The sequence below is a fragment of the Kitasatospora sp. NPDC059599 genome, from assembly GCF_042735125.1.
Classification (GTDB): domain Bacteria; phylum Actinomycetota; class Actinomycetes; order Streptomycetales; family Streptomycetaceae; genus Kitasatospora.
The window spans coordinates 1-18,898 of the sequence record NZ_JBHWCL010000060.1 but is presented as its reverse complement, the minus strand read 5'-3'; the positions used below and the strand labels follow the sequence as shown (position 1 = coordinate 18,898).

Genomic DNA, 18,898 nt, shown 5'->3' with positions numbered 1-18,898 from the left:
CGCTGCCCGGGGCGGCCTCCTCCTGCTGTCGGCGGGGTCGGCCGCCCTCGGCGCAGGGGGCGGAAGCGGCCGCAGGAGGTGGAGGCGGCCACCGGGCGTGGAAGCGGCCACCGGGGGCGGAAGCGGCCGCCGGGGGTGGAGGAGGAGCCCCCGGACCCCCTCCCCGAAGCAGTGAATCAGTGCTTCAATGCTTTCCATGGCCTACCGACGCACGCCCGCCGTACAAGCCCGCCTGGATGCCCAGCGCGAGGCGGTACTGCAGTCGGCGGTCCTGCTGCTGGCCGAGCGCGGCTACGGCGGCTGCACGATGGCCGCCGTGGCGGACCGCGCCGGGATCGCCACCGGCAGCCTCTACCAGCACTTCGCCAACAAGGCCGAGCTGTCGGTGCAGCTGTTCCGGCGGGTGGTCACCCGCGAGATCGACGCGGTCAACGCGGCCGTCGCCCGGCGGGACACCCCGCAGCGGCGGATCGCCGCCGTGGTCGAGACCTTCGCGGCCCGCGCCCTGCGGGTTCCCCGGCTGGCGTACGCGCTGCTGGTCGAACCGGCCGACGCGGTGGTGGACGGCGAGCGCCTGGTGTTCCGCCGGGCGTTCCGCGACGTGATCGCCACCGAGATCGCCGCCGCCGTGGCGAGCGGCGAACTGCCCGAGCAGGATCCGGTGCTGACCGCCGCGGCCCTGGTCGGCGCGGTCGCCGAGGCGCTGGCCGGCCCGCTCGCGGCCAGACCCGAAAGCAACGGGGTCACCGATCCTCGGGCGGCCGCCGCCGAGGTCGTCCCCGCCCTGGTCTCCTTCACCCTGCGTGCCCTGGGAGGACGCGATGACAGCGACGCATGAGGTCACCAACCAGGTGCCCCTGCCGTACGGACACGACACCGCCGCCGACCCCGCCCTGCTCGCCGCGCTGCGGCGGGCCGGTGCCGGCTGGGCCGAGCCCGAACTGCGCGAGCTGGGCCGGCTGGCCGGCTCCGAGCAGGCCGCCGAATGGGGCCGGCTGGCCAACGAGAACCCGCCGGTGCTGCGCACCCACGACCGCTTCGGCCACCGCGTCGACGAGGTCGAGTTCCACCCGTACTGGCACGAGCTGATGCGCACCGCCGTCTCGTACGGCCTGCACGCCGCGCCCTGGCGGGACGGGCGCCCCGGCGCCCACACCGCCCGCGCGGCCAAGTTCTTCGTCTGGGGGCAGGTCGAGGCCGGCCACACCTGCCCGATCTCGATGACCTACGCCGCCGTCCCGGCGCTGCGCGCGAACCCCTCCCTGGCGGCGGAGCTGGAGCCGCTGCTGGCCTCGAAGGAGTACGACTTCGGGCTGCGCGAGCCGCGCACCAAGCGCGGGCTGATCGCCGGCATGTCGATGACCGAGAAGCAGGGCGGCTCGGACGTCCGCAGCAACACCACCACCGCGGCCCCGCAACCGGACGGCACCTACCGGATCACCGGCCACAAGTGGTTCACCTCGGCGCCGATGTCCGACCTCTTCCTGACGCTCGCGCAGGCGCCGGGCGGGCTCAGCTGCTTCGTGCTGCCGCGCGTCCTGCCGGACGGCAGCCGCAACCGCCTGCACCTGATGCGCCTCAAGGACAAGCTCGGCAACAAGTCCAACGCCTCCGCCGAGCTGGAGTACGACGGCGCGGTCGGCTGGTTGGTCGGCGAGGAGGGGCGCGGCGTGCCGACCATCATCGAGATGGTCAACATGACCCGCCTGGACTGCACCATCGGCGCGGCCTCCGGGATGCGCTACGGCGCCACCCGCGCCGTCCACCACGCGCTGCACCGGCGGGCGTTCGGCAAGGCGCTGGTCGACCAGCCGCTGATGCGCAACGTGCTGGCCGACCTGGTGGTGGAGTCCGAGGCGGCCACCACGGTCGCCATGCGGCTCGCCCAGTCCACCGACCTCGCCCTGGCCGGGGACGAAACCGAGTCGCTGGTGCGGAGGCTGGGCCTGGCGGTGGCCAAGTACTGGGTGTGCAAGCGCGGTCCGGCGCACTCCGCCGAGGCGCTGGAGTGCCTGGGCGGCAACGGCTACGTAGAAGAGTCCGGGATGCCCCGGCTCTACCGCGAGGCGCCGCTGGTGTCGATCTGGGAGGGCTCCGGCAACGTCGCCGCCCTGGACGCGCTGCGGGCCATGGCCAGGCGCCCGGAGAGCGTGGAGGCGTTCCTCGGCGAACTGGACGCCGCCGCGGGCGCGGACCGCCGGCTGGACGCCGCCGTCGCCGCGCTGCGCAAGGAGCTCGCCGACCTGTCCGACCTGGAGTACCGCACCCGCCGGCTGGTCGAATCGATGGCGCTGGCCTTCCAGGGCTCGCTGCTGGTCCGGTACGGGGATCCGGCCGTGGCCGACGCGTTCTGCGCGAGCCGGCTGGCCGGCGACCGCGGTACGGCCTTCGGCACCCTGCCGTCCGGGGTCGACACCGGGGCGATCATCGACCGCGCCCGCCCGGTGACCGCATGAGCGCCCTCCACGGGAACGGCCACCCGGACCGCGGCCGGGAGGCGGCGGGCGTAAGGGAGTTCTGGCGGGCCCTGGGGCTGCCCGGCCTGATCGACGTGCACACCCACTTCATGCCGGAGAACGTCCTCGACAAGGTGTGGGCCTACTTCGACGCGGCCGGCCCGCTGATCGACCGGCCCTGGCCGATCACCTACCGCGAGGCCGAGGCGGAACGCGTCGCCCGGCTGCGGGAGTTCGGTGTCCGGGCGTTCACCTCGATGCTCTACCCGCACAAGCCGGGGATGGCCGCCTGGCTGAACGCCTGGTCCGCCGACTTCGCCGCCCGCACCCCCGACTGCCTGCACACCGCGACCTTCTTCCCCGAGCCCGGGGCCGCCGGGTACGTCGCCCGCGCGATCGGGGACGGCGCCCGGGTGTTCAAGGCGCACCTGCAGGTCGGCGGCTACGACCCGACGGACCCGCACCTGGACGAGGTCTGGGGGCTGCTCGCCGAGACCGGCACCCCCGTGGTCTCGCACTGCGGGTCCGGGCCGGTGGCGGGCCCGTTCACCGGTCCCGGCCCGATCGGCGAGGTGCTGGAGCGCCACCCCGGGCTGGTCCTGGTGGTCGCCCACCTCGGCATGTCGGACTACCGCGCGTTCCTCGACCTGGCGGAGCGCCACCCGGCCGTCCGGCTGGACACCACGATGGCGTTCACCGACTTCGTGGAGGCCGACGACCCGTTCCCGCGCGGGGAACTGCCGCGGCTGCTCGGGCTGCAGGACAGGGTCCTGCTCGGCAGCGACTTCCCCAACATCCCGTACCGCTACGTGCACCAGCTGGAGGCGCTGGCCGGTCTGGGCCTGGGGGAGGACTGGCTGCGGGCGGTCTGCCACGACAACGCCGCAGCGCTCTTCGGCATCAAGCCCGAGGACTGATCACCGCACCGTCCGCAGCACCCCCAGCGCTTCGGCGTGCAGCCCGGGCGCGGCGACCAGGAAGCTGTCGGAGCCGGCCGTCCAGGCCGCCCCGGTGGCGTCCGTCACCGCCGCGCCCGCCTCACCCGCGATCAGCGCGCCGGGCAGCAGGTTGCCCGCGTCCATCCCGTACTCCCAGAACAGCGCCAGGTGCCCGGAGCCGACCTGCGCCACCTGCAGCGCGGTCGGGCCGAGGTTGCGCACCGCCAGCACGGCGCCCGCCATCGCGGACAGTGACTCGCCCGCCCGGCGCAGCGCCACCGGGTCCTCGGCGACCCGCGGCGGCTGGCTGGTGGCGGCGACGGTGACCGCCGTCGCGCGCTCCAGCGGGGCGATCGGCCGTCCGTCCAGCTCGGCGCCGCCGCCCAGCACCGCCCGGTAGGTCCGCCCGCCGTCCAGCTCCGGGGCGTGCACCACGGCCAGCACCGCGGCGCCGTCCCGGACCAGCGTGACGGTGACCGCCCAGTGCGGGTGGCCGAGCAGGTACTGCACCGCGCCGTCGGTCGCGTCACAGAGCCACCACTCGCCCTCGGCGGGCAGCGAACCGTCCAGGGCCTCCGGTGCCCAGCCGGCCTGCGGGCGCAGCGCGGTCAGCCGCCGTCGCAGTCCGGCGACGGCCGGGCCGTCCAGCTCGGCGAAGCGGGCCCCGGCCTCCTCGACGGTCCTCGCCGTGACCGGTTCGGTGGACCGGCGGGCCGCGAGTTCGGCGCCGATCTCGTGCACCGCGGCCTCCACGCCCTCAGCCAGCGCCCACAGTTCGCTCGTCACGGTGACCCTCCTCCTGCTCCGGGGCCGGTCCGCTCCGGCCCACCGGGACAAGGAGTACCGTGTTCACGGCCGAACAGGACGCTCAAGCCGCCGGATACGGCGGAGATCGGACACCATGGACATCACCACTGCGGATCCGGACACCGTGCTGGACCCCCTGGATCGCCGTCTGGTCTGCGCCCTCCAGGTGGACGGACGGGCCGAGCCCGGCCGGATCGCCGAGGTGCTGGGCGTCTCCGCCCGTACCGTCACCCGCCGGTTGGCCCGGATGCGGGAGGCCGGGGTGCTGCGGGTGGTCCGGCTGTCCGACGTCGAGGACGCCGCCGTGGGTGCGCTGCTGCTGCGGATCCGGGTGCTGAGCGGCCGGGTGGACGCCGTCGCGCAGGCGCTGGCCGACCGCCCCGACGTCCCCTTCGTCGACGTGATGCTCGGCGGCCACGAGGTCGGTGCGGTCGTGCTGACCGACGCCGGATCCCGCGACCGGCTGCTGTACGGGCAGTTGCCCGCGACCACCGCCGTCACCGAGACGACCACCCACGCCGTGCTGCACGCCTTCGCCGACGCCGGGCAGTGGCGGGCCGGGCACCTGACCGCGGAGGAGAGCGCCGCGCTCGCCCGGCCCGTCGTCCCGCGCCCCGCCGCGCCCCCGCCGCTGGACGGCCTCGACCGCGCGCTGCTGGAGCGGCTGGGCGAGGACGCCCGGCAGTCCCACGCCGTCCTGGCCGCGGCCGTCGGCGCGCCCGAGTCGACCGTGCGCCGCCGGCTGCACCGGCTGGACGGGCTCGGACTGCTGCGCACCCACGCCACCGTCGACCCGCGGCTGCTCGGCATAGCGGTCGACGCCAACCTCTGGCTGGACGTGCCGCCCGGCCGGATCGCCGAGGTCGGCACCGCGCTGGCCCGCCACCCGCAGGTGCACGGCGTGTTCGCCACCAGCGGCCCGACCAACCTGCTGGCCACGCTGTTCTGCGCGGACCACGGCGAGCTGTACCGCTTCCTCACCGACACCCTCGGCCCCCTCGGCGCCGCCCGCGTCGAGACCACGATCACCGCCCGCGCGGTGAAGCGGGCGGGCGTCCTGCTCCGGCAGCCGCCCCGGCGGCCGTAGCGGCCGCTGCCCGCGGGGCACGGGAGCGGCCGTTACCTGCGGGGTAATCGACGCCCGGCGGCGGGCCGGGCAGGGTGGGGTCGACCCGGTGCGGCCGCGACGGCCCCGGGCTCCCACCCCCGACAGGAGGCGATCCGCCGTGTCCGCCCACGCGAACCCCCGCACCCCCGCCCGGCCGGGCCCCGCCCTCGCGCCGTGGACGGTGCGCGGCGCCCTCACCCTGGACGCCCTGGTCACCGGCGCCAACGGCCTGGCCTACCTGGCCTTCGCCGGCCCGCTCGGCGACCTGCTCGGCATCGGCCGCGCCACGCTGTTCGAGCTCGGGCTCCTGCTCACCTGCTACGCGGTCGCGGTGGGTGTGCTGGGCGCCCGCCGGCAGCCGCCGCGGTCGGGGGTGCGGGCGGTGATCGGCGTCAACCTCGCCTGGGTGGTGCTCAGCCTTGTCGCGATCGAGGCGTGGTTCGAGCCGACCACCGCCGGGTTCGCCTGGATCCCGCTGCAGGCCGCGGCGGTGGGCCTGTTCGCCGTCCTGCAGGTCACCGCGCTGCGCCGCGACGTCCGCTACGGCTGAGGCTCCGGCCCGACCGTGGTCTGCAGGAACCGCGCGGTCTCCGCGTCGGCCGGCAGGAAGGTCTCCATGGCCAGTTCGGAGACGGTCACGTCCAGTGGCGTGTTGAAGGTCGTGACGGTCGAGAGGAAGGAGAGCACCTGCCCCCGGTGGCGGATGCGCATCGGCAGCGCGAACGGGAAGCCGTCCTCGGCGGGGCCGTTCGCCGGGCCGTCCGCGTGACCGTCCGTGGCGCTGCCCGCCGGGCCGCCCGCAGAGCCGCCCGCAGGGCCGTCGGCCGGCTCGGGGTAGCTGCGGACCTCCTCGTACAGCCGCCGCAGCGGCTCGGCGGGGACCAGCTCCATGCGGCGCTCCATCCGCTCCAGCAGGTGCCGCCGCCACTGCCGCAGGTTGACGATGCGCGGCGCCAGCCCGTCCGGGTGGAGGGTGATCCGGACGGCGTTGAGCGGCGGCTGCAGCAGGCGCGGGGCGACCCCGTCGAGGAGCAGACCGAGCGAGCGGTTGGCCGCCAGCACCCGGAAGCCGCCGTCGAGGACGAGCGCTGGGTACGGGTCGTGGGCGGCCAGCAGCCGCTCCACGCCGCCGCGCAGCGCGTCCATCGTGGGGTCGTCCAGCGGCGTCTCGGGGTACTGCGGGGCGTAACCGGCGGCGAGCAGCAGGGTGTTGCGCTCGCGCACCGGGACGTCCAGCTGTTCGGCCAGCCGTAGCACCAGCTCGCGGCTCGGGCGGGAGCGGCCGTTCTCGACGAAGCTGAGGTGGCGGGCCGAGGAGTCCGCCCGCAGGGCCAGTTGGAGCTGGCTGAGCTGCCGTCGTTCCCGCCAGCCGCGCAGCAGCGGGCCGACGCCGGTTCCCGTCGGGCTGCCCATGCCCGCCATGATCGTCATGGCCCAGGACGGTACTCGAACGAGCCCGGTCCGCGGGAGGTGACGAACGCGGACGAAGGGGACGCGGGGGGCCGGGGACCCGGGCGGGCGGGGGATCAGACGCCGGTGCTGGAACCCGGCCGGATGACCATGAGGACCACGACCACGGCCCACAGCAGGTTGAACACCCCGGCCGTCATCGGCAGCAGGCGCAGGCCGTTGACGGCCTTGGTGCGCTGCTCGTCCGCCGGGTCGAGGGCGAGCGCGTCCACGGCGGCCTGCTGGCCGGGCAGGACGAAGAGCAGGAGCGAGAGCGCGGCGATCGCGGTCAGCACCATGGAGACGATCACCCAGGACTGTCCCATCACGTCCATCACCTGGGCCAGGCCGATGCCCAGCACCGGTACCGCCACTCCGAGCAGCGCGTAGACCTGGGTGATCCGGTGCAGGACGCGCAGCACGCCCGCGTCGGAGGCCTGGTCCGGTCCGTCGGCCAGCGCGGCCTTCGCCCGGCGCGGGAACATGCTGACGGCCACCGCGACCGGGCCTATGAACAGGACCGACACGAGGACGTGCAGGCTCAGCAGGAACTTGGCCATGGCGGGGCACCCTTTGGATCCGGTGGGCAGCTGGGGAGCGGGCGCGCGATCGGCGGGCCCACGACCAGGCACGCTAACACCGCTTATCCCCGGGGCTCCGGGCGCGGGTGCCTCCGGGGCTCAGCCCGCGGCCGTCAGCTCCACGATCCGCGGCGCGGCGGTGCTGACCGCCGCGACGGCGGCGCCGTGCTCCGGGTCGGTCCAGTCGATCAGGTGCAGGTCCTCGTGGCGGCCGCGCAGCGGGGTGCCCGGCGGCACGGCCAGCGGCAGGGCGGAGAGGTCGATCCGGCCGAGGGTGTCCAGGGTGGCCCGCCCGATCTTGATCAGCGACTCCTTGCGCACCCAGAGCCGCAGGAACGCCCGGTCCGGTTCCGGGTCCGCCTCGACCAAGGCGAGTTCGGCCGGGGCCAGCACCCGGCGGGCGACCGCGCGCAGCGACCCGCCCCGGGCGGACAGTTCGACGTCCACGCCGACCGGCTGGTGGCCGGCGCCCGCGGCGACCACGCCCCGGGTGTGCGACAGGCTCACGTGCACCCCGGGGTGGTCCGGCAGGTACGGCTTGCCGTGGTCGGCGAGCCCGCAGTCCGGGCACTGCTGGGCGAGCACCAGGCCGGCCGCCGGGACACCGAGCAGCCGGGCGGCGCAGAGCCGGACCAGCAGGTGGCCGGCGATGAAGTCGGTCCGCCCGGACTCGTGCCGGAAGCGCGCGGCGCGCTCCCGTTCGAGGTCGGTCAGCAGGTGCTCGCCCGCCTCGGGGTGCCGCAGCACGGCGTCGGCGGACGCGACGGCGACGAGCGGGGCGCTCTGGTCCTGGGCCTCGGTGGTCATGACTCCAACCTAGCTCCACGCCGGAAGCCGTCGGCGGGGGGAGCGTCACCGCGCCGGCGCCCGGGCGCACCGGGGCGTCGCCGAGCCGTTCGCGGGAACTCCGGATCCGATCCGATGGTCCGCCAGGTGTGACCAGGCCACCGCGACCGGCACCGTCGACCACTCCGCCGGCGAGGCGACCCTCACCGGCGGCGGCACCAGCGCGAAGCAGGTCCTCAACGTCGCGCGGAACCTCGCCCGGCCGCCGCGGCCACCACAGCTGACGGCCGGTCCGGGGCTGCCGGTACGGGGCCGCCGGACCGCAGCGGGCCCGAACGGCGGAGGGCCTGACGCCCGAGAGCCTGAGCAGCCGGTCCACGCCGCGGGCCGCCCGAGCCGAGCCGACCGGGCGGCCTGTGCCGGTCCCGGGTGCCGCTCCTACGCCTGCCGCCCTGCCGGGTAGTCCGAGAGCCCTGCGGCCAGCAGGTCGAAGGCCTGTTCCACCGCGGGCCCGACCCTGGCCCGGACCGCCTCGACCGGTTCGCCGGCCACCACGGCCCGTCGGATCCCGCCGAGCACGGCCCGGTGGGCCCCGGCGATGGCCCCGGCCACCACGTGGGGGAGCGGGTCGTCCTCGGCGGCCCCCGACTCCTCGGCGAGGGCGGCCGCCAGTGCGGCCTCGGCCCGCTCGCCGAGTTCCAGCAGCCGGGCCCGCAGTGCCGGGCTGTCGGCGACGATCCGCCAGAACGCGGCCATCCGCGGGTTCAGCCCGATGGTCGGCTCCCCGTCGGCGACGGCGGCCAGCAGGTCGGCCCGGACGGCTGCCGCGGCGGAGCTGCCGGCCGGGCGGCGGCGGACCACGTCGGCCAGGTGGGCGACCACCGCGTCCTGCCGGTCGAAGAACAGGTCCTCCTTGGTCGGGAAGTAGTTGAAGACGGTGTTCGGCGAGACCCCGGCGGCCCGGGCCACCTCGACGACCGTGACCCGGTCGAACCCGCGCTCGGCGAACAGACCCATGGCGGTGTCGGCCAGGAGTTCCCGGGTCTGCTGCTTCTTGAGTTCGCGAAGTCCCATGGCGGAATCCTACGCCGGAACCATGGAGTCGCATCAAATTTGAAGTGACACCAAAAATATCCGCTACGGTGGTGGCATGACCTTCACCTTCGGCATCTACCCCGGCGGACTGCTCGGCGACGACACCGGTGTGCTCGCTCCCGTCAGCCCCGACGACCCAGCGTCGATCACCGAGGCCCTGCGCGAACTCCAGGGCGGGGCGGGCGAGTTCCTGGTCCGCGCCTACCGGTCGTACGGGGACTCGGCGCACGCCCCCGAGCGGCCCGAGCGGTACGCGGTCGAAGGCCGCAAGCTCGACCTGGTGCTGCAGTACCGCGACCGCAGCGGGGAGACGGCGGGCTGGCTGGACTTCGTCCGCAGCACGGTCCGGACCGAGGGGCACCGCCTCGCCCTGCTCCAGATCTGCGAGGAGCCCAACCTGGACCTGCCGCCCGTGGACGGCAGCATCCCGAACGTCCGCCGGGCGCTGGTGGAGGGCGTGGTCGCGGCCAAGGAGGAGGCGTTGGCGTGCGGTCACGACCGGCTGGCCGTCGGCTTCAACGCGGTGCCGTCCTTCGACCCCGCGGACACCTTCTGGTCCGGGCTCGGCGAACTCGTCGACGAGCGCTTCCACCGCGCCCTGGACTACGTCGGCCTGGACTTCTTCCCGGACGTCTTCCGCCCCGTCCCGCCCGGCGGACTCACCGACGCGGTCCGGGCGGTGGTCGCCGGATTCCGGCAGGGCTCGCTGCCCCGGGCCGGCATCGGGCCCGCCGTCCCGGTCCGGATCTGCGAGAACGGGTGGCCCACCGGCCCCGGGCGCAGCGAGGCGCGGCAGGCCGAGGTGGTCGACGAGGTGGTCCGGGCGGTCGCCGGGCTGGCGGCCGAACTGAACGTCACCGGCTACACGTTCTTCGCCCTGCGGGACGCCGACAGTGCGGGCGCGGGGCTGTTCCACCACTTCGGCCTGGTGCGCGACGACTACTCGCGCAAGCCGGCGTTCCGCACCTACCGGGACCTGGTGGCCGAGCTGACCGACCGTGCCGACCCGGCCGACCGTGCGGAACCGGCGGACTGCGTGGGCTAGTCCGCCTCGAAGAAGCGCTCCACCGTGCGGCGCCGGGCGGCGACGGCGTGTACCGGCTCGCCGATCACCCGCCCGGCCAGGGTGACGGCCAGCTCGCCGACGTCCCGGCGGAGCACGTCGGCCGCCGCGGCCCGGTCGGCGGCGATCCGTGCCCGGCCGGCGACGAGCAGCGCGTCCCTGGTGCGCAGGCCCTCCGCGCGGGCCGCGGCGATCGCCGCCGCGCCGCGTTCGGCGTAGTCCGCCCGGATCCGGGCGGCCTCGTGCCGGGCCTCCGCCAGTTCCCGCACGTGGGCGTCCCGGACGGCGTCGGCCTCGGCGTACAGGGCCTCCGCGCGTTCCATCCGGCCCTCGGTGGCCTCCCAGCGCTCGGCCTGCACCCGTTCGGCGCGGGGGAGCAGGTGTCGGCCGAGTATCCGGAGGACCAGGAAGAACAGCGCCAGGCCGAGGAGCAGGGGGACCGGTTCCGGCTCGAGCGGGCCGAGTTCGAGGTTCACGCGACCTCCCAGTGGTCTGACGATCCGTCAATCGTCGGTTTTCCCTGGGTCGACGGTGATCGAACTCGGTGTGGGCATGACCTGCGTCACGGCGCCCGGCCGGCCCCGGACCTCACCGGCTCGGCACGGACGTGACGGTCGGGCCGGTGGTCCGGCCGCCGTCCACCGCCGGCTCGGCGCCCGTGACGCAGGAGGCGTCGTCGGAGCGGGCCGCCCACCCGTCCCGCCTCACCGTCAGGACCGCCTCCGGGCTCAGGTCACCTCGCCCCGGCGGGAGAAGCGCTCCGCCCGCCACTCGCCGCTCTCCAGCACCTCGGCCAGCTGCCGGGCGGCGTCCCAGACCTCGGTGTACGACAGGTACAGCGGGGTGAAGCCGAAGCGCATCAGGTCCGGCGCGCGGAAGTCGCCGATCACCCCGCGCTCGATCAGCGCCTGCACCACCGGGTAGCCGTCCGCGTGCCGCAGGGCGACCTGGCTGCCGCGCCGGGCGTGCTCGCGCGGGGTCACCACCTCGATCCCGTCCAGGCCCTCGGTCAGCGAGATGAACAGATCGGTCAGCGCCAGGCTCTTCGCCCGCACCGCGGCGAGGTCGGCCCGCTCCCAGACGTCCAGCGAGGCTTCGAGGGCGGCCTGGCCGAGCAGTGAGGGGGAACTGGTCAGGAAGCGGCCGATGCCCTGCTTGGGGTCGTACCCGGGCTCGAAGGCGAACGGGCGGGCGTGCCCGAACCAGCCGCTCAGCGGCTGCAGCGGACCGGCCGCCAGGTGGCGCTCGGCCACGTACAGGAAGGCCGGTGAACCGGGGCCGCCGTTCAGGTACTTGTAGGTGCAGCCGACCGCGAAGTCAGCGCCGGCGGCGCCGAGTTCGACCGGCAGTGCGCCCACCGCGTGGCACACGTCCCAGATCATCAGCGCGCCCGCGGCCTGCACCCGGGCGGTGATCCCGGGCATGTCCAGCAGCTCGCCGGTGCGGTAGTCCACGTGCGAGAGGACGACCGCGGCGACGTCGCCGTCCAGGTGCAGGTCCAGCTCCTCGGGCCGGACCAGCGCGCTGCGGGCGCCCTCGACCAGGCCGGTCACGCCCTCGGCGATGTACAGGTCGGTCGGGAAGGCCTCGGCGTCGCCGAGCACCGTGCGCCGCCCCGGGCGCAGCCGCAGCGCGGCCGAGAGCACCTTGAACAGGTTCACCGAGGTGGTGTCGCAGACGACCACCTCCGCCGGATCGGCCCCGATCAGCGGCGCGATCCGCCGCCCCAGCCGGTACGGCTGCTCGAACCAGCCGGCGTCGTTCCAGCTGCGGATCAGCTCCCGGCCCCACTCCTCCTCGACCACCCGGCGCACCCGCTCGGGCGTGCGCACCGGCAGCGCGCCCAGCGAGTTGCCGTCCAGGTAGATCACCCCGTCCGGCAGGGCGAACTCCTTGCGGAACGCCGCCAGCGGGTCGACGGCGTCCAGCGCCGCGCACTCCTCGCGCGTGGTCATGCCCATCTCTCCTTCGTCGCCTCTGCTCACAGCTCGTCCCGGATCGTCCACAGCTCGGGGAACACGTCCTGCTCGGCCGACTTGCGCAGCCAGGTCAGCCCGCTGGAGCCGCCCGAGCCGGGCTTGCCGCCCATGGTCCGCTTGACCGCCGAGAGGTGCCGCTGGCGCCAGCGGGTGACCCGCTCGGCGACGTCCAGCAGGGCCTCGCCGAGCGGCTGCAGCGCGGCGAACTCCGGCTCGGAGTACACCCGGCGCCAGGCGGAGGCGACCTCCTCGGACGGGCGGTAGCGCTGCTCGGAGGGCTGCGCGTCCAGTTCCAGGCCGCGCCTGGCCAGCAGCGCCAACGCCTCGTCGTAGAGGCTCGGGGAGCGCAGCGCCTCCACCAGCCCGTCCTGGGTGCCCGGCATGCCGTCGTACATCTTCAGCAGCGCGGCGTTCTTGTTGCCGATCAGGAACTCCAGGTGCAGGAAGGCCGCGGACTGGAAGCCGGAGGCCTCGCCGAACAGCGAGCGGAAGGAGTTGAACTCCTGCGGCGTCATGGTGGCCAGCAGGCCCCAGGACTCCACCAGCACGTCCTGGGCGTGCGTGCCCCGGCGCAGCGCGGCGAGCGCGGCGGGCAGGTCGTCCTCGCGCAGTGCCCGCCGGGCGATGTCCCACTCGTGCCGCACCAGGTCGAAGAGCAGCTCCATCACCTGGGTGGTGACGATGAACGACAGCTCGGCGGGCTCCTTGCCGAGCGGGTGCTGCAGGCTGTGCAGCTCGTCCAGTCGCGCGTACCGGGCGTACGGGGTGCTCCGAACCGGCGCCCCGCCCCGACCGAACGACAGGTTGGGTGTCTCCACCGTGTCGTGCCCCATCCCGATCCCTCCTGATCCGTCCGGGCCGTTTCGCCCGGTCCGGTGAACCAGACGGACTGCCCGGTTCCACCGGGTGCCCATTGTGCGGCGACGGTGGCCCCCGCTTGAATGGTCGACGGACACCGCAACCGCCATCGGAGCTGTCGATCGCGAGGCGTTCGGCCCATTCGCTTTACGAATGAAAATCACTTGATCCCGACCACCCGGGGAGCCGCCATGGACGCCGTCGACCGCCGCCTGCTGGCCGAGCTGCAGGCCGACGCCCGGCTCTCGTACAACGAACTCTCCCGCCGGGTGAGCCTGTCCGCACCCGCGGTCGCCGAACGGGTCCGCCGGCTGGAGGCCGAGGGCGTCATCAGCGGCTACCACGCGCACGTGGACCCGACCCGGGCCGGACTGCCGATCACGGCGCTGGTGCAGATCCAGTGCTACGGCCCGCGCTGCCTGCTCCGCGACCCCGACGTGGCGACCTGGCCGGAGGTGCTGCAGCTGCACCGGGTCACCGGCGGGGCCTGCTGCGTGCTGCTGGTCGCGGTACCGACGATGGCCGAGTTCGAGGCGCTGTGCGATCGGCTCGGCGCCTACGGCCAGCCGTCCAGCTCGATGATCCTCTCCAGCCCGGTGCCGTGGCGGCCGCTGGCGCCGCGCTGACCGGGCACACTGACCGGGCACGCTGACCGGGCACGCAGGTCTCGGCGCCGGCGACGACCCCGGCCGCCGGCCGCTGGCCTTGACGCGGACGTCAAGGAGTAGGTTCCGGCGCATGTCGAACGAGCGCCACATCCTGCTGCTGCCGGGGAGCCTGCGGGCCGGCTCCACCAACGAGACCGTGCTGCGCACCGCCGCCGCGGTGGCCGCCGCCACCCCGGGCCTGCGGAGCACGTACTACACCGGGCTGGCCGGCCTCCCGCACTTCAACCCGGACCACGACACCGACCCGCTGCCGGAGCCGGTGGCCGCGCTGCGGGCGGCGATCGGGGCGGCCGACGCGCTGCTGGTCTGCACGCCCGAGTACGCCGGGACGCTGCCGGGCTCGTTCAAGAACCTGCTGGACTGGACGGTCGGCGGGGTGGAGGTCTCGGACAAGCCCACCGCCTGGATCAACGCCGCCGGGCCGGGCCGCGGCGGGGGCGCCGAGGCCACCCTGCGCACCGTCCTCGGCTACACCGGCGCGGCCGTGGTGGACGAGGCCTGCGTCCGGATCCCGCTGGAGCGCGGGGCGGTCGGCCCGGACGGGCTGGTCGCTGATCCGCTGGTGCGCCGGCGGATCGCCGAGGTACTGGCGACGCTGACGCGGGCCTGACGCGGGCCTGACGCGGGCCTGACGCGGGCCTGGCGCGGGCCTGACGCGGTTCGGGCGCGGTCCGGCCTCGACGCGTCCGGTGGCGGGGCCGGGCTCAGTGCGCCTCGGGCAGGTGCACCCCGAGCCCGGACAGGCCCTCCAGGAACAGTTCCACGCCGACCGCCGCCAGCAGCAGCCCGAGCAGCCGGGACAGCACCTCCAGGGAGGTCCGGTGGGAGCGCTGCAGCAGCGGCGCCAGCAGGGCCACGCAGAGGTAGTTGATCACCGTGACGGCCACGTACGCCCCGGCGACCGCGGACTTCCAGGCCCAGTTGTCCTGGTTGAGGGAGGCGACCAGGACCGCGGTCACCGCGAGCGGGCTGGCGATGTACGGCAGCAGCAGCTCTCGGATGCCGTCCACCAGCGGGTTCGACAGGTGGTCGTCGCGCTCGCTGTCGCCGCCGAGGTGGACGCCGAAGACCAGCGCGACGGCGTAGACGAAGAAGATCAGCCCGCCCGCGAGCTGCAGCGACTGGTCGCTGATGTGGAAGAGGGTGCTGACCTCGTCCGCCGTGAACCCGAGCACCAGGCCGATCACCGCCGAGATGACCGTGCTCCACGCCGCCAGCCGCCGCAGGTCCCGGGTGCTGCGGGTGGTGGCCAGCCGGGCGAAGGACAGCAGGGTCTTCGGCGGTCCGACCACGGCGAAGAAGGTGATGAACGCGCTGCTCAGGTTGAAGACGAACATGCGCCCAGCATGACCGCGGCGCCCCGGGCGGCCGGGCCGCCACGCCCCGCGGTCGGGAGTGGCGTGGGCCTCCCCGGTCCGGGCCTCCGCTTCCATCGGCGTTTCATTCCCGGTCGACGGTGAATTCGCCCGGATGGCGGCACCGGACTCGAACGCGTGGACGGTCTCGGTTGCTATGGAGGCAGGACTGCCACCCGGGCGGCCCCACCGGCACGACCAACGGCAGGGACCGCTCCGCCGCGGAAACGAGGAAGCGACATGTGCCTGAACCGTAAGGACCTGGGCCTGCTGGCCCTGCGCAGCGCGGTCGGCGGGGTGCTGATCGCGCACGGCACCCAGAAGCTGTTCGGCTGGTTCGGTGGCGGCGGCCTGGAGGGCACCACCCAGGCCATGGACCACATGGGCTTCCACCCGGCCCGGGAGAGCGCGATGGCGGCCGGCCTCGGCGAGGCGGGCGGCGGCGCGCTGCTGGTGGTGGGGCTGGCCACGCCGGCGGCCGGCGCGGTGGTGGCCGGGACGATGGCGACGGCCGTGGCGGTGCACGCCCCGGCCGGCTTCTTCGCGATGGGCGGCGGCTACGAGTACCCGGCCTTCCTCGGGGCCACCGGCCTGGCGATCGGTCTGGCCGGTGCCGGACGGTACTCGATGGACCACCTGACCGGCCACGCCTTCGACCGCTCCTGGATCGGTGCGCTGTCCTTCGTGGCGAGCGCGGCCGGGGCGTACGCGGTGGTCGCGCGGCGCCGGCACGTGGTGCGGCTGCGCGAGGAGCGGGCCGCCGTGGAGGCGGACGAGCAGGAGGGTTCCGGGCTGTCCTGACCCGGTCCGGGCGCGGGGAGCGGTCGGGCGGACGCGGTCACCCGGAGGCAGCAGCCCTGCTGGCGGCTGTCCCCGGGCCCTCGGAGGGTGGGCGGGAGGCGTGCCGGACAGCCCGGCGCCGACCGGAACCGGCCGACCGGAAACGAGGGACCGCATGGACCGCCAGCCGCTCACCCGGGGGACTCCCCCCGGTCCGAGAGTCACCGCGCAGGACCTGGACGCGTCACCGCTGCGCCGCCGACGCCACGCGGTGGCCGGGGTGTTGACCGCGGCGCTGGTCGGGATCGGTGCGCTGGCGGGCTGCTCCTCCGGCCAGAGCGCGAGCAGCGTGGCCTCCCAGGCGGCGTCCGCGGTGGCGAAGGGCGCGAGCGCGGCTGCCTCCGCCGCCTCGGCGCTGGCCTCGGCGGCCGGTGGGGCGGGTTCGGCGCTGGCCTCGGTGGCCGGCGGCGCGGGTTCGGCACTGGCCTCGGCGGAGGCACGGGCCTCGGAGGCGGTGTCGTCGGCGTCCTCGGCCGTCGCGGGGATCAAGGGCGGACTGGACGCCAAGGGCGACGTGACCGTCGGCGCGGTGACCACCGGCACCGACAACAAGGAGCAGGTGCAGCTGACCGTCACCAACCACGGCCAGCAGACCTACCGGTACGTGATCCAGGTGAACTTCACCGACGAGTCCGGCAAGGTGGTCGACGCCACGGCGGTGACCGTCCCGGACCTGGCGGCGGGACAGAGCGTGCAGGCCGCCGCGCGCAGCAACCGGGAGCTCTCCGGCACGGTCAAGGCCGAGGTCGCCAACGCGATCCGGTACTGACGGCGCAGCTCGGTGCGGGGGTGGAACCTTAAGCGGGTCTCAAGGCCCAACGGGACCCCTTGACGGGCGAGTTGGTCTAGTCCATTTTTATTGCCCAGGTGCAGGGAGCCCCTGAACCGGCGTCGACGGCCTCGTGCCGTCGGCGCCGGTTCGGCGCATCCCGGTGTCCGTCATGGCCTGAACCGCTCGATTCCCCACCCTTTCCTGTCATGTCCCGGTCGTCCGGCCCCACCCCGGACGCGCGCCCCCGGGTCCGGCGGGAACCCCCCCACAACCAGGAGTCACGCACCCATGCTGCGCTCACGCATCGAAAGGGCCGGGGCCCCGGCTCCGCAGGGCGGCCGCCGACGCCGTCCGAAGAGCCTGGCCGCCGTCGCGGCCGGCACCACCGCCTCCCTGCTGCTCGGCGCGGGCCTCGCGCTGTCCGGCGGCGCCGCGGCCAACGCCGCGACCACCAACAGCACCGGCGCGCCCGCCACCAGCGGCGGCATCAAGGTCGCGTACTTCGACCAGTGGTCGATCTACGCGAACGGGTACTACCCCAAGACGATCCAGGACACCGGCGCGGCCGGGAAGCTGGACTACCTGATCTACGACTTCGCCAACATCCACCCGAGCGACCTCGGGTGTTTCGAGGCCACCAAGGCCGCCGACACCAACGACAACAACCCCAACGCGGGTGACGGTGCGGGCGACGCCTTCGCCGACTACCAGAAGAGCTTCGGCGCGGACATCTCGGTCGACGGCGTCGGCGACGTCTGGAACCAGCCGATCGCGGGCAACTTCAACCAGCTGAAGAAGCTGAAGGCGAAGAACCCGAACCTCAAGGTCCTGATCTCGCTGGGCGGTTGGACCTACTCCAAGTACTTCTCGGCGGCCGCCGCCACGGACGCCTCGCGCAAGCACCTGGTGTCGTCCTGCCTCGACATGTTCATCAAGGGCAACCTCCCGAGCGACGCCGGCTACGGCGGCCCGGGCTCGGCGGCCGGGGTCTTCGACGGCGTCGACATCGACTGGGAGTACCCGGGCGGCGGCGGCCACGCCGGCAACCTCTCCAGCCCGGCCGACAAGCAGAACTTCACGGCGCTGCTGAAGGAGTTCCGCACCCAGCTGGACGCGCAGGGCAAGGCCGACGGCAAGACCTACGCCCTGTCGGCGGCGGTCGGCGCGGGCCAGGACAAGATCATGAACGTCGAGACCGACAAGATCGGTCAGTACCTGACCTTCCTCGACGTCATGACCTACGACATGCACGGCGGTTGGGACCCGCAGGGGCCGACCAACCACCAGGCGCCGCTGTACTCCGGCCCGAACGACCCGTCGACCCCGGCCAAGCCGGGCAACGGCAAGTACTCGATCGACAACGCCATCAAGGCGTGGACGGCCGGCGACGCGCAGTACGGCATCCCGGGCGGCTTCCCGGCCAACAAGATCAACATGGGTGTGCCGTTCTACTACCGCGGCTGGACCGGCGTCCAGAACAACGGCAGGAACGGCCTCTTCCAGCCCGCCGCCGCCCCGGCGGCCGGTGCGGCGATGTCCGGCAACGTCCCCGGCATCCAGATGTACAAGGAGCTCGCGGGCTTCGTCGACAACCCGTCCAAGACCTTCTGGGACGACGACGCCAAGGCCACGTACTTCTACGACGGCAACACCTTCTGGAGCGGTGAGGACGCCAGGTCGATCCAGGCCAAGCTCGACTACGCGCACTGCAACGGGCTCGGCGGCTCCTTCGCCTTCTCGATGTACGACCTGGGCACCAAGACCGCCCTGTTCGACAAGATGGTGACCGCCACCAACGGTTCCGCCGCCGGCTGCCCGGCCCCGCCGACCGGCACCCCCACCCCGACCCAGACGCCGACGGGCACTCCCACCGGGACGCCGACGGGCACCCCGACCGGCACCCCCACGGGCACCCCGACCGGCACCCCGACCACGCCGGCCACCTGCTCGGCCGCCCCGAGCTGGGACGCGAACACCACCTACGCGGCCGGCGGCACCAAGGTCTCCTGGAAGGGCCACTACTACACCAACAAGTGGTGGACCAAGGGCGACGACCCGAGCCTGAGCGGCCAGTGGGGCGTCTGGACCGACAACGGTCCCTGCTGACGACCCGCACCACCGGATGACCGGGGCCCGACGGGCC

Annotated in this window: 20 protein-coding genes; 11 read left to right on the top strand and 9 right to left on the bottom strand. The window is 74.3% G+C overall.

The window, feature by feature from the left end; genetic code table 11:
• The first annotated feature begins 196 nt into the window (after window positions 1-196).
• The 3 genes from ACFV04_RS21610 to ACFV04_RS21600 are packed head-to-tail and all read left to right on the top strand — an operon-like array spanning window position 197 to window position 3,373.
• Window positions 197-838 (top strand): TetR/AcrR family transcriptional regulator, encoded by a 642-nt coding sequence (locus tag ACFV04_RS21610; RefSeq protein WP_380531230.1) that lies wholly within the window; start codon window positions 197-199, stop codon window positions 836-838.
• Window positions 822-2,456, top strand: coding sequence for an acyl-CoA dehydrogenase family protein (locus ACFV04_RS21605; RefSeq protein ID WP_380531227.1), 1,635 nt, complete (start codon window positions 822-824; stop codon window positions 2,454-2,456). The genes ACFV04_RS21610 and ACFV04_RS21605 overlap by 17 nt, the downstream gene beginning before the upstream one ends.
• Window positions 2,453-3,373 (top strand): amidohydrolase family protein, encoded by a 921-nt coding sequence (locus ACFV04_RS21600; protein WP_380346842.1) that lies wholly within the window; start codon window positions 2,453-2,455, stop codon window positions 3,371-3,373. The genes ACFV04_RS21605 and ACFV04_RS21600 overlap by 4 nt, the downstream gene beginning before the upstream one ends.
• Here ACFV04_RS21600 and ACFV04_RS21595 read toward each other — a convergent pair whose 3' ends face one another.
• Window positions 3,374-4,180, bottom strand: a complete 807-nt coding sequence (locus ACFV04_RS21595; protein ID WP_380531224.1) for an inositol monophosphatase family protein — start codon at window positions 4,178-4,180, stop codon at window positions 3,374-3,376. It lies immediately after the preceding gene.
• Window positions 4,181-4,295: 115 nt separating this feature from the next.
• Between ACFV04_RS21595 and ACFV04_RS21590 the strand changes: the two genes are divergently transcribed.
• On the top strand, window positions 4,296-5,288 hold the full coding sequence (locus tag ACFV04_RS21590; RefSeq protein WP_380531222.1) for an Lrp/AsnC family transcriptional regulator: 993 nt from the start codon (window positions 4,296-4,298) through the stop codon (window positions 5,286-5,288).
• A gap of 139 nt (window positions 5,289-5,427) precedes the next feature.
• Window positions 5,428-5,859: a hypothetical protein gene (locus ACFV04_RS21585; protein WP_380346846.1), complete on the top strand. Its 432-nt coding sequence runs from the start codon at window positions 5,428-5,430 to the stop codon at window positions 5,857-5,859.
• Here ACFV04_RS21585 and ACFV04_RS21580 read toward each other — a convergent pair.
• The 4 genes from ACFV04_RS21580 to ACFV04_RS21565 form a co-directional block, all read right to left on the bottom strand.
• Window positions 5,850-6,740, bottom strand: coding sequence for a helix-turn-helix domain-containing protein (locus ACFV04_RS21580; RefSeq protein ID WP_380531219.1), 891 nt, complete (start codon window positions 6,738-6,740; stop codon window positions 5,850-5,852). The two genes, ACFV04_RS21585 and ACFV04_RS21580, sit on opposite strands and share 10 nt — an antisense overlap.
• 95 nt (window positions 6,741-6,835) lie before the next feature.
• A complete protein-coding gene (locus ACFV04_RS21575; RefSeq protein WP_380531216.1) occupies window positions 6,836-7,318 on the bottom strand; it encodes a DUF2269 family protein in 483 nt (160 codons plus the stop codon).
• Window positions 7,319-7,438: 120 nt separating this feature from the next.
• Window positions 7,439-8,146, bottom strand: a complete 708-nt coding sequence (locus ACFV04_RS21570) for a 4'-phosphopantetheinyl transferase family protein (protein ID WP_380531213.1) — start codon at window positions 8,144-8,146, stop codon at window positions 7,439-7,441.
• A 417-nt stretch (window positions 8,147-8,563) separates the two neighbouring features.
• Window positions 8,564-9,199, bottom strand: a complete 636-nt coding sequence (locus tag ACFV04_RS21565) for a TetR family transcriptional regulator (RefSeq protein WP_360249450.1) — start codon at window positions 9,197-9,199, stop codon at window positions 8,564-8,566.
• Window positions 9,200-9,275: 76 nt separating this feature from the next.
• Between ACFV04_RS21565 and ACFV04_RS21560 the strand changes: the two genes are divergently transcribed.
• A complete protein-coding gene (locus ACFV04_RS21560) occupies window positions 9,276-10,265 on the top strand; it encodes a hypothetical protein (RefSeq protein WP_380531210.1) in 990 nt (329 codons plus the stop codon).
• Here the strand turns inward: ACFV04_RS21560 and ACFV04_RS21555 are convergent.
• The 3 genes from ACFV04_RS21555 to ACFV04_RS21545 form a co-directional block, all read right to left on the bottom strand.
• Window positions 10,262-10,759: a F0F1 ATP synthase subunit B gene (locus tag ACFV04_RS21555; RefSeq protein WP_380531207.1), complete on the bottom strand. Its 498-nt coding sequence runs from the start codon at window positions 10,757-10,759 to the stop codon at window positions 10,262-10,264. The genes ACFV04_RS21560 and ACFV04_RS21555 overlap by 4 nt on opposite strands.
• A gap of 252 nt (window positions 10,760-11,011) precedes the next feature.
• On the bottom strand, window positions 11,012-12,238 hold the full coding sequence (kynU, locus tag ACFV04_RS21550) for a kynureninase (RefSeq protein WP_360249458.1): 1,227 nt from the start codon (window positions 12,236-12,238) through the stop codon (window positions 11,012-11,014).
• 26 nt (window positions 12,239-12,264) lie between these two features.
• A complete protein-coding gene (locus ACFV04_RS21545; protein WP_380531205.1) occupies window positions 12,265-13,095 on the bottom strand; it encodes a tryptophan 2,3-dioxygenase in 831 nt (276 codons plus the stop codon).
• 216 nt (window positions 13,096-13,311) lie between these two features.
• Between ACFV04_RS21545 and ACFV04_RS21540 the strand changes: the two genes are divergently transcribed.
• Window positions 13,312-13,746, top strand: a complete 435-nt coding sequence (locus ACFV04_RS21540) for an Lrp/AsnC family transcriptional regulator (protein ID WP_360249464.1) — start codon at window positions 13,312-13,314, stop codon at window positions 13,744-13,746.
• A gap of 112 nt (window positions 13,747-13,858) precedes the next feature.
• Window positions 13,859-14,398, top strand: coding sequence for an NADPH-dependent FMN reductase (locus ACFV04_RS21535; RefSeq protein WP_380531203.1), 540 nt, complete (start codon window positions 13,859-13,861; stop codon window positions 14,396-14,398).
• Window positions 14,399-14,492: 94 nt separating this feature from the next.
• On the opposite strand, the gene ACFV04_RS21530 is transcribed toward ACFV04_RS21535, so the two are convergent.
• The gene (locus tag ACFV04_RS21530) at window positions 14,493-15,125 is read right to left on the bottom strand and encodes a MarC family protein (RefSeq protein WP_360249470.1); all 633 of its coding nucleotides are present in this window, start codon (window positions 15,123-15,125) and stop codon (window positions 14,493-14,495) included.
• A 258-nt stretch (window positions 15,126-15,383) separates the two neighbouring features.
• On the opposite strand from ACFV04_RS21530, the gene ACFV04_RS21525 reads away from it, so the two are divergent.
• From ACFV04_RS21525 to ACFV04_RS21515, 3 genes are all read left to right on the top strand, one after another.
• The gene (locus ACFV04_RS21525; protein ID WP_380346864.1) at window positions 15,384-15,944 is read left to right on the top strand and encodes a DoxX family protein; all 561 of its coding nucleotides are present in this window, start codon (window positions 15,384-15,386) and stop codon (window positions 15,942-15,944) included.
• Between the two features lie 154 nt (window positions 15,945-16,098).
• The gene (locus ACFV04_RS21520) at window positions 16,099-16,752 is read left to right on the top strand and encodes an FxLYD domain-containing protein (protein ID WP_380346866.1); all 654 of its coding nucleotides are present in this window, start codon (window positions 16,099-16,101) and stop codon (window positions 16,750-16,752) included.
• Window positions 16,753-17,043: 291 nt separating this feature from the next.
• Window positions 17,044-18,861 carry a glycosyl hydrolase family 18 protein gene (locus tag ACFV04_RS21515; RefSeq protein WP_380531200.1) on the top strand — a complete coding sequence of 606 codons (1,818 nt, stop codon included), beginning with the start codon at window positions 17,044-17,046 and terminating at the stop codon, window positions 18,859-18,861.
• The last annotated feature ends 37 nt before the right edge of the window (window positions 18,862-18,898 follow it).

Coding starts and splice junctions, on each gene's coding strand:
- ACFV04_RS21560 (WP_380531210.1), top strand. CDS start 9,276: ATGACCTTCACCTTCGGCATCTACCCCGGCGGACTGCTCGGCGACGAC.
- ACFV04_RS21515 (WP_380531200.1), top strand. CDS start 17,044: ATGCTGCGCTCACGCATCGAAAGGGCCGGGGCCCCGGCTCCGCAGGGC.
- ACFV04_RS21525 (WP_380346864.1), top strand. CDS start 15,384: ATGTGCCTGAACCGTAAGGACCTGGGCCTGCTGGCCCTGCGCAGCGCG.
- ACFV04_RS21580 (WP_380531219.1), bottom strand. CDS start 6,740: ATGACGATCATGGCGGGCATGGGCAGCCCGACGGGAACCGGCGTCGGC.
- ACFV04_RS21535 (WP_380531203.1), top strand. CDS start 13,859: ATGTCGAACGAGCGCCACATCCTGCTGCTGCCGGGGAGCCTGCGGGCC.
- ACFV04_RS21590 (WP_380531222.1), top strand. CDS start 4,296: ATGGACATCACCACTGCGGATCCGGACACCGTGCTGGACCCCCTGGAT.
- ACFV04_RS21545 (WP_380531205.1), bottom strand. CDS start 13,095: ATGGGGCACGACACGGTGGAGACACCCAACCTGTCGTTCGGTCGGGGC.
- ACFV04_RS21570 (WP_380531213.1), bottom strand. CDS start 8,146: ATGACCACCGAGGCCCAGGACCAGAGCGCCCCGCTCGTCGCCGTCGCG.
- ACFV04_RS21540 (WP_360249464.1), top strand. CDS start 13,312: ATGGACGCCGTCGACCGCCGCCTGCTGGCCGAGCTGCAGGCCGACGCC.
- ACFV04_RS21530 (WP_360249470.1), bottom strand. CDS start 15,125: ATGTTCGTCTTCAACCTGAGCAGCGCGTTCATCACCTTCTTCGCCGTG.
- ACFV04_RS21520 (WP_380346866.1), top strand. CDS start 16,099: ATGGACCGCCAGCCGCTCACCCGGGGGACTCCCCCCGGTCCGAGAGTC.
- ACFV04_RS21610 (WP_380531230.1), top strand. CDS start 197: ATGGCCTACCGACGCACGCCCGCCGTACAAGCCCGCCTGGATGCCCAG.
- ACFV04_RS21575 (WP_380531216.1), bottom strand. CDS start 7,318: ATGGCCAAGTTCCTGCTGAGCCTGCACGTCCTCGTGTCGGTCCTGTTC.
- kynU (WP_360249458.1), bottom strand. CDS start 12,238: ATGACCACGCGCGAGGAGTGCGCGGCGCTGGACGCCGTCGACCCGCTG.
- ACFV04_RS21600 (WP_380346842.1), top strand. CDS start 2,453: ATGAGCGCCCTCCACGGGAACGGCCACCCGGACCGCGGCCGGGAGGCG.
- ACFV04_RS21605 (WP_380531227.1), top strand. CDS start 822: ATGACAGCGACGCATGAGGTCACCAACCAGGTGCCCCTGCCGTACGGA.
- ACFV04_RS21565 (WP_360249450.1), bottom strand. CDS start 9,199: ATGGGACTTCGCGAACTCAAGAAGCAGCAGACCCGGGAACTCCTGGCC.